Here is a 12,095-nt window from a genome sequence, read left to right as displayed (position 1 = left end):
ACTACACCTTATGGTTCTCTTTAAAAACCATGAACTATGAACCATCAACCATGAACTTTTTCTCCCGATCGCAAAAATCCTAAAAAATTTAGCAGTTTCCAATAGGAGCAAGCGAATTAATTATCAGCTTTTTGTAAAGGAATTGAATTGCCGGACAAGATCTATACCTTATTTCAAACTTCTGGGTAATTCGTAGTCGGCAGGCAGCTGGTCGGCAAAGCGTAATTCGCTCCAGTAGCGCTCAAATTTATTGTCCCTCATGGATAAGATGATGCCGTTACTATCAAAATAGGTTTCCTGATCGCCAAAGATGATCAGTGTAGAATTGGCATTCGCATTGGCATTGTTGTTCTTGTAGTTCACCATTAAAATATTAGGGTGATACAAGGCGAAGAAGCTCTTTTGATCGGTAGCTTTGATATATTCCTTTGCGTCCAGCTTCACTTTAGGCACGCTATAGGCAAACCTTGGCTCCTGGAACATGGTACTCCAATAGATCGCCGAATCACGCTCCTTAACATCGGTAAAATACCTGATCTTGCGTAGGATCACACTGTCGGGCGCACGGTCGGGGTTGGGTGTACGCTGCAGTTTAAAAACAGTAAAATCATTTTGCCCGACAGCATTTTCGGTACAGGCCCTCAAAAAATGCATAGCCGACCCAAGATAGGTTTTCACCCGTTTATTTTGCCATTCTGTTTGCTGCTCCGGCGTGCCTTTTATCTGCTCAAAAGCCGAGGCACCGGTGTACTGCAGTATATTATTAAGTGGGTCTTTTACAAATGAAGTAAGCAGATACTTAGTGCGGTAGCCAAGTGCCTTATTCTCAATGATCAAGAAATCCTGCGTACTGGCCGTGAGTTTCTGCTGCTCTTCATCATAATCCAGATACAATATCTCGGGGTTCAGGATCTTAGTTTGCGATGCGTTAGCAGTATTGCCTAAAAATTCCTGCATGAACATCCGTAACAGCCGTGCCCGCCTGCTATCAACCCGGGTGTTCTTTTTACCGATCTTTACCTCCCGTAACTCGGTCACTTTGGGCATTAGCTGGATATCCGGAACTTGTACTTTGTTATCCTGCACTACAACGCCCTGACTAACGGCTTCAAAACCTACGCAGCTTACAATAAGATCGTATTTGCCATTCTTTACATTACTTAGCGTAAATGTTCCGGCTGCGTCGGTCTTGGTACCTATGGATGTATTATTTAAAAACACGCTGGCATCGGCCACCGGCTTTTGGTTTACCAAACTTAACACTTTACCGCTCATGGTAGTTTGTGCCGCCAAGTTTAGCGGATAAACAAAAAGGAGTAGGAATAGGTAGCGCATAACTCAAATTTAATAAAAAGAGTAAATATTTACTTTGCCGACTTTAAAGCAAAGACAACTAAACTTCAAGATACAACGTATATCCTTAAACCAATGTGTCATCCATCTGTCGAACTAACAGAATAGTTTGTTGCAGACAAGCAGTTTTCAAAATATTGTTTTTATATTTATGGCACTATTGAAATATGATACTTTGCATTGGCAACAAAGCCATATAAAGCATCAAAAACGTAAATGTTAATTGTTTAAAATAATTTGCATTTATAATGTTTAATTATTTTATTTGGTAGTAGAAACATAAAACAAAGGAGCCCCTATAGAATAGAACTTTACTTTTTAAGAGATTTTTATTTTTCTGTTTGAAACTTAATAAAGTATTTAAAGTTCTATGGATCTTCAATTGAAAAGTGATCAGGATCTGATCCATCTTTATGTTGCCGGTGATGAGGCGGGGCTTGTGGAGCTGATAAGGCGATATCAAACCAAAATTTACACATCCATTTATCTGTTGGTGAAGGACGAAGCCCTGGCCGAAGATATCTTTCAGGACACCTTTATCAAGGTGATCAATACCCTTAAAGCTAAAAAATACAACGAGGAAGGCAAGTTTTTACCTTGGGTGAGCCGTATTGCGCATAACCTGGTGATAGACCACTTCCGTCGCGAAAAACGTACGCCGCTGGTTAGTGGAGGCGATGATTTCGACATTTTTGAGGTGTTGGGTAATTACGATGAAAGTGCCGAAGATAAACTGGTACGCGAGCAGACCCACAAAGATCTGAAAGCGCTGATACACCTGTTGCCCGAAGAGCAAAAGGAAGTGTTGATCATGCGCCACTACGGCGACCTGAGTTTTAAAGAGATAGCCGACATTACCGAGGTGAGCATTAACACCGCGCTGGGGCGTATGCGTTATGCGCTTAATAACTTGCGCAAGATGATGCAGAACAAAGAATTGAGCCTCAAAAATTAGGTTCTCCCATACGGTCACTTACTCCAAAAGAGCGACTGTTGAATTAGTACGTTATGTTTTAATGCCCCTGTATGCAGGGGCATTTTTTATTTTACAGCATTTAACTAACTGTACATCAAACAATAACACCTTAACACAGGTTAATATCACCAAATTATTACTGTAAAAAATACACTTAGCTGCAATTTTAAATTGCAGCCCCCGTTCTTAATTTCAAATAACGAACAATGGTTAACTTTAAGGAACAACAAAATTTCATTTAATTTTCATTTAACAAAATATTTAGTCGTACCTTTCGTTTAAACCATATACCGACCAATAAAAAATTATGAGCAGCTTATGGATGAAACCTCTACACAAACAATTAATGTAACCACTAACCCAAGTACCGTGAAAGAGTCAGATGTTTTAGAGTTACTGGACGCCGATGAATTGGTATTTTACCATGCGATCCGTACCGATCTGGACACCCTGCAAAGAGTGCCTCAACAGCAAACTATCGACAACATCCTGAATTTTTCTAAAGGCTTGCGTTAAGCGGTCCACCTCACAAAAACGCCTTAAGTCAGCAGCCACATTGCCCGTATCCCCTCCGTTACACGAGCCGATACTTTTGACTTAAGGTGTTTTCTTTTTTAAAATGTTCAGCGCGACTTAAGACTTGAGACTTCCTACTTAAGACTTATCTTTGCCCATGCTCAAGTCCGAACGTTACCGTTTATTTGTCGAATATTTTCAGCAACACCAGCCGAATCCCGAGACCGAACTGCACTACACCAACCCTTACGAATTATTGGTGGCGGTCATCCTGTCGGCACAATGTACCGATAAGCGGGTCAACCAGGTAACCCCAGCGCTGTTCGAGCGTTTTCCAAGTCCGGAGAGTTTGGCCTTGTCTACGCCCGAAGAAGTTTTTACTTACATCCGCAGCGTCAGTTATCCTAACAATAAGGCAAAGCACCTGGTAGGCATGGCCCAAATGCTGATCGGTGAGTTTAAAGGCGAGGTACCATCGGATATTAACCAACTTCAAAAAATGCCGGGCGTGGGCCGCAAAACCGCCAATGTGATCGCGTCTGTTGTCTATGATGCACCCGCGATGGCTGTGGATACGCACGTGTTCCGCGTAGCCAACCGTATCGGACTCACGACCAATACCGCTACCACTCCATTAGCGGTCGAGAGACAATTAGTAAAATATCTGCCCAAATATACCATCGCGGTAGCGCACCACTGGTTGATCCTGCACGGCCGGTACATCTGCGTAGCGCGAAGCCCGAAGTGTGACATTTGCCCACTGACCTATTTCTGCAAATATTACGAGAAACTTAAAACGGAAGAATTGAAGAAAGCTGAAAAGAATACTCAGCTAAACATTATAAACTAAAAATGCGGGATGATAGATCACTACCATCCCGTAAAAATCTTTCGGACTTACTTGCTTCCTACAAAGCAAACTTATACCCTATCCCCCTTACAGTTTGCAGGTACTTAGGCGAGTCAGGGTTATCCTCTATCTTTTTACGCAGGCGCACAATGTGCATATCCAGCGTGCGGGTATTCACGTCGGCATTGTAACCCCATACTTCCATCATCAGTTCTTCGCGGTTGATCACCTTGTTCTTGTTCTTTAGGAAGTAAAGTAAGATCCGGTTCTCTAAAATGGTCAGCTCTACCTTTTTGCCATCCTTGATCAAGATGTGCGTATTAGGTTGATGCTCCATATTAGCGAATTTGTACGACTCGGTCTTATCGCTGTTCAACGAGAATTTAATCTTATTATCGATCAGCGCTACCACTACGTCCATATTGTATGGCTTGGTGATATAATCGGAAACGCCAAAATTATAAGCCTCTATCTTGTCAATATCCTGAGCTTTAGCTGTTGTCATAATCACCAGCTTATCAAAACCCTGGGCGCGGATATTCTCGCAAACCTCGGCCCCAGACTTGCCCGGCAGCATCCAGTCCAGCAACACAATGTCGGGCTGTTCGGCTATGATCATTTGTTCGGCTTCGTCGCCATTGGCGGCTTCTAAAACCTTGTAACCTTCGGTTTGCAGGCGCTCGGCCACTAAAAACCTTAAGTTCTCGTCATCCTCTACCAGGGCGATCTTTATTTCTTTGTTCATTGTTTGGTTAAATATGAGACGTGAGATGTGAGATATGAGATAAAAAACAGTATTGCGTTATCGCTTCTGTCTCACATCTCACATCTCACGTCTCACATCTAAAAAATCAATTCTCATACGGCAGCGACACCACAAATTCCGAACCTTCGCTCACTTTGCTTTTTACGGTGATCTGCCCGTTCATAAAGTTAACCAGTTCTTTCACAAAAGCCAAACCAAGGCCCACGCTGCCGTTCTGATTATACTTATTCTCTATACGGTAAAACTTTTTAAATACGTTGGCTATCTCGCTTTTAGGGATGCCTATCCCTTTATCAGCGAATGAAAATACAATATTTCGCTTCTCTAACAAAATAGTTATCAAAAGTTCCTTACGGTCCGGATTAGAATACTTGTAGGCATTCTCTATCAGGTTCTGAAAAATACTCCCCAATAACACCGGGTCGGTAAAAAATGTGTTAACACCCTTGCCAGTAGTATGTTTCAGGTCAAGGTCGGGATATTTGATCTTGAAGGTATTGATATACCTGGTAACAAATTCTTCTACGTCTATTTCCTCTACCTTGATCTTGATCGATCGGTTCTCTATTTGCGTGAACGACAATAGCTTGTTCATCAGATCGTTCAGCTTATCGGCCTCTTCGTCCAATATCTTACCGTAATGTTTGCGTTGGCGTTCGGTCAGTTCGGCCTCACCGCGAATGTTGGATCCTGCTATCTTGATCACACTCACCGGCGTTTTAAACTCGTGTGTAAAGTTGTTAATGAAATCATACTGCAACTTAAACATCTTCATGTTCACAGCCAGGTTACGAAAGATCAGCCATCCTATCAGCACCAAAAAGGTGTAAATGAGTGCCACCCCGCCGGCTATCGGCATAAACTGCCGCCAAACCTCTTTTTGCAGATCGCTTTTATTGGCCCTGAAAACCAATTTATAGTCAGACAATGCACCCGGAAAAGGCGCATCGGTAAATTTTTTATCGCCGCTGTTATCCAACGGATCGTAAACCAATTGCTTTACCGCAACCTCTTTGTAAAGTTCGGGGTGGTTATTCTTTACCTGCATTTGGGTAGGATCCAAAAAAAAGGTCATCATATTTTGCGGATAGATGATGGACGCATTACCACTTTTCTGCACCTCGCGATAAGCCTTGATCTCGGCCGGGCGGGGGATATTCAGGTAGCTGATCTTGTTAGGCTTAATGTCGTAAAAGGTCTTAAACTGTTCGGTGTCGTTCGGTCCGCGGGTAGTATCAGCATTGGCCACATAGTGCTTCAGTTTATCCATCATCGGTTCCAGATCCAGGTGTTTGGCATGGTCGGGCAGCATGGTCGTGATCAGCACGTCCTCGTCCAGCGTGAACTGGTAAATACCTTCTTCCACAATACCAAGGTCACCTTTGGGGCGTGCGCTCTGGTTACCAATGCCGATCTTGTAGAACACAATGCGGGTAACGAACGGAAAATCATTAAAAACAGTGGCCGCATAACCTGCTGCCGAGGCCGAATCCATGTAACCGTTATATGATGTGATCTTAGGTATCCGCTCGTTAAACAGATCCGAATAATTGATGGTGGTTTTTTCGAGTATCTCGTTCTTTCGCGAGTAAAAATCGTTATCAACGTTAATGGATGTCGACCGATAGCCCAACACCAGCGCCACTATCAGCGTCACCGAAATGGTGAACAGGAAAACGCTGATCAGCCAAAAGTTTTTACGATAAACACTATCGGTGTTATGCATACCAAACAAACCTACGGTTTAACCCGCATATTATTGTTCAGGAATATCTCTATCTCGGCATACATATCCATCTTGGTCTCCTCGCTAAAAGTTCGCTCATTCTCTTTCAGCACAAAACTCACCTGCGTTTTTTGGCGCATCAGCAGACCGACGAATTGCCTAAGATCGGATATATTGGCTCGCGGATCGCGCCCGCCCTGAAAGATGATGAGCGGGGTTTTGATCTTTTCGGGATAAAAAGCAGGCGAGATAGCCGTGAACATGGCCGCATCTTTAACCGGATCGCCCACCATCTCATACATCATGGCTAAGCGGTTGGTCCACCAAGGCTGTACATCCTTAATATAAGTAAAATAATTGATCAGGCCCGATTGCACCACCGCACAGTTATACAGATCCGGATGCTTTGCGATGCCATTTAAGGCCGAAAAACCGCCAAAACCGCTGCCCATAATGGCTATCTTTTTAGGGTTGGCTATCTTTTTGTTGATCAGCCATTTCACCCCGTCGGTAATATCCTGCTGTATCAGCCCACCCATTTGTTTAAACCCGGCATGATAAAAGGCTTTGCCATAACCACCGCTCCCTCTAAAGTTAACCTGGAAAACGGCGTAACCACGGTTAGCCAAAAACTGCACCTCGGCGCTATAGCCCCAGCGGTTGCTATTCCCGAATGGGCCACCGTGCGGCAAAACCACAACAGGCAAATTATTGGGCGTTTTATCCTGCGGGGTGGTCAGGTAACCGTAAATAGTGGTTCCATCAGTGGCCTTGAATGATACCGGCTTCATCTCGCACAACTCCTCCGACTTAACGGCCGGGTTAGATTCACCTATTTTGGTCAGCTTTTTAGTATCCAATTCGTACAGATAGTAAGATCCCGGGTCGCGGTCGGCATAGGTCATAATGATGAACCTGCGTTCCAAACTATCCCTGTCAATAATACGGGCCTTGCTGCCTTTAAATTGCTCGTTAAGCTCGTTATAAATGGCAGCGATATCTCCGTCCAGATATTGGGTTTGTTGTTTAGATGCCTCCCACGATACCGACTCTACCTGATGCTTGCGCTTGGAGTAGCCAAAATCCATAATGTCGGCATTCTCGCTGGCAAACATTACGTTCACCTCTTTACCGTTATCGGCATTTATCTCTACCAGCGCACTTTTATCCCTGTCTACGTTAGATAATGCGTAAAAGTAGTTCTTGGTCCCCGAAAAAGCGATCGGGTCTACCCTGTTCTTAAAGTTATTTTTGATGATGGTCTTCCAGGGCAGTTCTTCCTTTCCACGGAAAAGGATGTACTCGTCAACCCCATCTGATGCCTTGGCCAATCGGATCACCCCATCCTGATCGGCGAACCAACTGTTCACCTTACCCGGATTGATAATATAGGGCTTCAGTTCACCGGTACGGATATTAAGCCTGAACACGTCAGAATTCAGCGAGTCGCGCTTGTTTGATGTGATCGTGATGATCTCTGGATAGCTGCGGTTCTTGGTCTGCACGGTCTTCACCATCGCATTATCCTGGATCAGCAGGGTGCGAACCTTCATCATAGCCACATTAAGCATATAGATCCGGATCTGATCTTGCAGTGGCTTGCCACCATCACCAGACTTTGGTTTGTCAAATTTACGGTCGATAAACTGAGTAAAGATGATATTGTTACCGTATGTCCAGGAGTAGTCGCCCACCTTGTAATCGGTAAAGCTGGTCACCATGGTATCCCTGTCCTCACCAAGTTTATGGATGAATAGGTTCTGGCGTTTTTTATATGGCTTTAAGTACGATATATACTTACCGTCGGGCGATATTTTAAAGTTGCTTTTTTCGGGTGGACGGAAAAAATCGCGCACAGGTATTTCCCTCACCGTGCCGTTGCTGCAGGCTTGTAATATCAGCGTTAATAAAACAACTAATATTATAGGTTTAAAACGGATCGGTCTGTACACTTAGTGCCCCCTTGTTTAACAGGTCAAAGTAACTATTTTGCGCAGCATCTAGACACTATGTCACTACAATTTTACCCTTAGCGGCGGCTTTGTATTATTAATGTGATGCAATAAAAACCCACAATAATTAGTTAAATTTGATAAGCATGAAATTTTGTAAAGCGCTACTTATCCTCTTATTACTAAGCACCACGCGGTTATTTGCTCAAAATACCGAGCTTGCTTTGGCCCAACAATTTAGCGCCAATGGCGAGGAACCTAAGGCTTTAGAGATATACACCCGCCTTTACAAGCAAAATGCCGAATTGTACTTCCCTAACTATATGGGTAGCCTGTTCACCTCTAAAAAATTGGACGAGGCCGAAAAGACAGCCAAGGCCATGATGAAGAAACATCCCGGCCAGGTACAGTATGCTATCTCTTTAGCTAAAGTATATAAAGAGCAAGGCAAAAAAGACAAGGCCGAAGATGTTTACGCATCGATATTAAAAGACCTGCCAAGCGACTATAACAGCATCGTTAACCTTGCTACTCAATTCTATCAGGGCGAGAACGCCGACTTGGCTATCCGCATCTTTATAAAGGGTCGTACGTTGTTAAAGAACGATCAGGCTTTTACCTTAGAGTTGATCAGCCTTTACCGTTTTAAACGAGAGAAAGCCGCCCTGATCGCTGAATACCTTAACTTTTTGCCTAAAAACCCGGTCTACATCGCATCGGCTCAAAACACCATGGGGGCGGTTTTATCCGAACCTACCGATTACGAACTATTAAGGACCGAACTATTAAAACGCATACAAGCCGACCCGCAAACAACCGTTTATGTAGAATTGCTGATATGGCAATTTATGCAGCAGAAAGAATATGACCAAGCACTTAATCAAGCACTTGCTCTTAGCCGACGCAAGAACGACGACGGCAGCAGCATCTTCGAGCTTTGCCAGACGTTGGTAAGCAACCAGGCTTATGATGAAGCTATCCGCGGCTATGAGTACCTTGTAGCCAAAGGCAACAAGGACCAGCAGATGTATGTATCATCTAAAGTAGAGCTAATCAACACCAAGAACCTTAAAGTTACCGCCGGCAAGTACACCGAGGCCGACCTGCTGGGTCTGGAAAAGGATTACCTGGACCTGTTAACAGAATTCGGCCGCTCTACCGGGACGGTCTTTGCTATGCAAAAGGTGGCCAAACTGCAAGCCTTTAAATTGCACAAACTCCCCGAAGCACAAAAAATGCTGGAAGAAGCTATTAAGCTACCTAACATGAACAGCAGCGTTTTAGCATCGTGCAAACTGGATCTTGGCGACATCTATGTCATGAGCGACCAACCCTGGGAAGCCACACTGATATACAGCCAGGTAGAAAAAAGTAACGTTGATGTAGGTACTGTGCAGGATGCTAAATTGCGCAACGCTAAGCTGGCTTACTATACAGGCGATTTCACATGGTCGCGCGGACAGTTGGACGTATTAAAAGCTGCCACCACCCAACTGATCGCTAACGACGCGCTGAACCTGTCGTTACTCATCAAGGATAACATTGAAGAGGACAGTACCGGTGCGGCTTTAAAGATCTACGCCCGTGCCGATATGTGGATCTTTAAAGAACGCCCTGATAAAGCGATACTCGCACTGGACAGCATCGGCAAGTTATACCCTGACAACGAACTGGCCGACGATATCCTGATGTCGAAAGCGCGCATCTTTATCCAAAAAAAGGAATTCGCTGCTGCAGCACCGTTGTTGCAAACCATTGTAGATAAATACAACGCCGACCTTTGGGCCGATGATGCGGTATTTATGTTGGGCGACCTGTACGAAAATCAATTGGCCGATAAAGAAAAAGCCAAAGTACTTTACCAAAAGATCATTACCGACTATCCCGGCAGCCTATGGATAAACGAGGCCCGCAAACGCTTCCGCATATTAAGGGGCGATAAATTGAACGGTCAGTCGTAATTAATTTTGGTACTTTTGTGCCGATGATAGTTTACAACGAAACTTATGTAATGGATCCGGCCATCGAACAAGAATGGCTGGACTTTATGCGCAACGACCAGATCCCGGCCATCATGAAGTATGGCTGGTTCAATACTTACAAAATACTGACCATACTTGATTCCCCTAACGAGGGTGTTACCTATTGCGTGCAATTCACCACAGATAAATTATCCAACTACGATTTTTTTAAACGTCAACACCTGCAAAATTTTCATTTAAAACACAATGCCAAGTTCGAGAACAAGTTCGTATTGTTCAATACGGTGATGCAGGAGGTGTGATGAGTTTGCAGACGCTGGAATGTTTGATATGCAGACGATCCCGTCAGATCAATAAAAACCTTATCATCCTAAGGAACGAAGGACCTTCATCATGAAGCAGGTCGGCTATGCAAGTCCGAACAGCACGACGGTGAAGGTCCTTCACTACGTTAAGGATGGCATTTCGGATTTTACAACCACTTACCCAACAGATCCGGGAATACCCCAACCAACACCAGTAAGAAAGATATCACACAAGCTGCGATCAGCAAGCTTGGGGTAGATACATGATGCTCGTGGTTGTTATCAGCCTTTTTAAGGAATAAGTATAATGGGATCTTAATATAATAGAACAAAGCAACTACGGTGGTCAACGCGCCTGTGGCCATCAGCAGCATCAACCAAACATTATGGGTCTGCTGATAAACGCTGTATGCCGCCTGGAAAACGACTACCTTACCAATAAAACCTGCTGTGACGGGTAGTCCCGTTAGCGATATCAGAATGATCACGAAACATACTGAGGCGGTAGGCATGGTAAAGCCGAGGCCTTTGTATCCATCCACATCTTCGGCGCCAGTCACGTTGGCAAAGTGCGATGCCAACATCAACGCGCCAATGTTGGCCAAAGCGTAGACCGCCAGATAAAATATCAATGCAGACACGGCCGCCTGATTGAACGACACGATAGCGATCAGCGCGAAACCCGTGTGACCGATACTGGAATAAGCCAGCATCCGCTTAATATTTTTCTGCATGACAGCCGCAAAGTTGCCCGCGATCATGGTCACGATACCAATTACGGAGAACAACAACTTAAAGTCGAACCCATGCCAGGCCGGATGCAGTACGAACGGAGCGATCAAATGCAACACCATCCCAAACGCGGCGATCTTAGGTACAGTAGAAAGGAACGCTGTGACTGGCGTAGCCGCTCCCTGGTAAACATCGGGCACCCAAAAGTGCATCGGAACAAAGGATAGTTTAAAGCCGATGCCCGCCATCACCAACATTAACGCTAAGGATACCGCCAATGGGTCGACTTTGGATAGATTCTGTAAAAACTCCGGGACCACCATATCGGTATGTCCCGTGAAGGCATACAGCAGAGATATCCCGTACAACATCACCGCCGAAGCCGCCGCCCCGAAAAGCGCATATTTTAGTCCCGCCCCGGCGCTGTTGCCCTGATCGGTCTTGTAGGCCACCATCAGGTATGATGCCAGCGAAACAAATTCTATCGACAAGTAGATCGATAACAAATTGATAGACATCACCATCAAATGCAACCCCAATATCGAAGCAATGGCAATCGCGAACAGATCCGCCAACCCTTTTTTGTGCGCCCTTAACTGTTTATCCCAGGCAAAGTAGATCAATAGCAGAATGCTCAATACATCTATCACCAGTTTAAAAACAACGGGTGTATGATGTAACAGCAACATCCCGCTGAACAGGGCCTTCACCTCGTTAGCAGGTAAATAAAGTTGGATGACATCCTGGGCGATCACCAGCAACATCCCCACTACCGAAATGATACGGCAGTACGCGCCCGCATTACGTGTGAATACCAAACCGGTGACCAGTACTACAAGGAACAATACGCCCAGATAGATCTCGGGCATAAAGAAATGCACGCTGCTCAGGGCATCGTTCAATAAGTTGGGTATGTTGGGTAGCAGATCGTGCATTA

Annotated in this window: 10 protein-coding genes; 5 read left to right on the top strand and 5 right to left on the bottom strand. The window is 44.6% G+C overall.

Annotation, left to right across the window (positions count from 1 at the left end; translation table 11 throughout):
- Positions 1-168: 168 nt before the first annotated feature.
- Entirely contained in the window at positions 169-1,335 is a 1,167-nt protein-coding gene (locus IRJ16_RS20345; RefSeq protein WP_194113486.1) for a carboxypeptidase-like regulatory domain-containing protein, read from the bottom strand.
- Between the two features lie 388 nt (positions 1,336-1,723).
- On the opposite strand from IRJ16_RS20345, the gene IRJ16_RS20340 reads away from it, so the two are divergent.
- From IRJ16_RS20340 to nth, 3 genes are all read left to right on the top strand, one after another.
- Positions 1,724-2,308, top strand: a complete 585-nt coding sequence (locus IRJ16_RS20340; protein WP_194113485.1) for an RNA polymerase sigma factor — start codon at positions 1,724-1,726, stop codon at positions 2,306-2,308.
- A gap of 339 nt (positions 2,309-2,647) precedes the next feature.
- Positions 2,648-2,845: a hypothetical protein gene (locus tag IRJ16_RS20335; RefSeq protein WP_194113484.1), complete on the top strand. Its 198-nt coding sequence runs from the start codon at positions 2,648-2,650 to the stop codon at positions 2,843-2,845.
- A gap of 157 nt (positions 2,846-3,002) precedes the next feature.
- Positions 3,003-3,695, top strand: a complete 693-nt coding sequence (nth, locus tag IRJ16_RS20330) for an endonuclease III (RefSeq protein ID WP_194113483.1) — start codon at positions 3,003-3,005, stop codon at positions 3,693-3,695.
- A gap of 58 nt (positions 3,696-3,753) precedes the next feature.
- Here the strand turns inward: nth and IRJ16_RS20325 are convergent, their stop codons facing one another.
- From IRJ16_RS20325 to IRJ16_RS23155, 3 genes are all read right to left on the bottom strand, one after another.
- Positions 3,754-4,440, bottom strand: coding sequence for a response regulator transcription factor (locus IRJ16_RS20325; RefSeq protein ID WP_194113482.1), 687 nt, complete (start codon positions 4,438-4,440; stop codon positions 3,754-3,756).
- A gap of 106 nt (positions 4,441-4,546) precedes the next feature.
- Positions 4,547-6,187, bottom strand: coding sequence for a sensor histidine kinase (locus IRJ16_RS20320; protein ID WP_194113481.1), 1,641 nt, complete (start codon positions 6,185-6,187; stop codon positions 4,547-4,549).
- 11 nt (positions 6,188-6,198) lie between these two features.
- A complete protein-coding gene (locus tag IRJ16_RS23155; protein ID WP_194113480.1) occupies positions 6,199-8,139 on the bottom strand; it encodes an alpha/beta hydrolase family protein in 1,941 nt (646 codons plus the stop codon).
- 146 nt (positions 8,140-8,285) lie between these two features.
- On the opposite strand from IRJ16_RS23155, the gene IRJ16_RS20310 reads away from it, so the two are divergent.
- Both IRJ16_RS20310 and IRJ16_RS20305 read left to right on the top strand, forming a co-directional pair.
- Positions 8,286-10,100 carry a tetratricopeptide repeat protein gene (locus tag IRJ16_RS20310; RefSeq protein ID WP_194113479.1) on the top strand — a complete coding sequence of 605 codons (1,815 nt, stop codon included), beginning with the start codon at positions 8,286-8,288 and terminating at the stop codon, positions 10,098-10,100.
- 23 nt (positions 10,101-10,123) lie between these two features.
- Entirely contained in the window at positions 10,124-10,423 is a 300-nt protein-coding gene (locus IRJ16_RS20305; RefSeq protein ID WP_194113478.1) for a DUF4286 family protein, read from the top strand.
- 170 nt (positions 10,424-10,593) lie between these two features.
- Here the strand turns inward: IRJ16_RS20305 and IRJ16_RS20300 are convergent, their stop codons facing one another.
- Positions 10,594-12,093, bottom strand: coding sequence for an NADH-quinone oxidoreductase subunit N (locus IRJ16_RS20300; protein ID WP_194113477.1), 1,500 nt, complete (start codon positions 12,091-12,093; stop codon positions 10,594-10,596).
- Between the last annotated feature and the right edge of the window lie 2 nt (positions 12,094-12,095).

This window comes from Mucilaginibacter myungsuensis, assembly GCF_015222005.1.
Lineage (GTDB): Bacteria > Bacteroidota > Bacteroidia > Sphingobacteriales > Sphingobacteriaceae > Mucilaginibacter > Mucilaginibacter myungsuensis.
Note: the sequence above shows the minus strand (reverse complement) of the source record. Positions and strands in the feature narration are given on the sequence as shown.

Excerpts from the sequence above, each read along its gene's own strand:
- IRJ16_RS20300 (WP_194113477.1), bottom strand. The coding sequence starts at position 12,093 with ATGCACGATCTGCTACCCAACATACCCAACTTATTGAACGATGCCCTG.
- IRJ16_RS20320 (WP_194113481.1), bottom strand. The coding sequence starts at position 6,187 with ATGCATAACACCGATAGTGTTTATCGTAAAAACTTTTGGCTGATCAGC.
- nth (WP_194113483.1), top strand. The coding sequence starts at position 3,003 with ATGCTCAAGTCCGAACGTTACCGTTTATTTGTCGAATATTTTCAGCAA.
- IRJ16_RS20340 (WP_194113485.1), top strand. The coding sequence starts at position 1,724 with ATGGATCTTCAATTGAAAAGTGATCAGGATCTGATCCATCTTTATGTT.
- IRJ16_RS20325 (WP_194113482.1), bottom strand. The coding sequence starts at position 4,440 with ATGAACAAAGAAATAAAGATCGCCCTGGTAGAGGATGACGAGAACTTA.
- IRJ16_RS20345 (WP_194113486.1), bottom strand. The coding sequence starts at position 1,335 with ATGCGCTACCTATTCCTACTCCTTTTTGTTTATCCGCTAAACTTGGCG.
- IRJ16_RS20335 (WP_194113484.1), top strand. The coding sequence starts at position 2,648 with ATGGATGAAACCTCTACACAAACAATTAATGTAACCACTAACCCAAGT.
- IRJ16_RS20305 (WP_194113478.1), top strand. The coding sequence starts at position 10,124 with ATGATAGTTTACAACGAAACTTATGTAATGGATCCGGCCATCGAACAA.
- IRJ16_RS20310 (WP_194113479.1), top strand. The coding sequence starts at position 8,286 with ATGAAATTTTGTAAAGCGCTACTTATCCTCTTATTACTAAGCACCACG.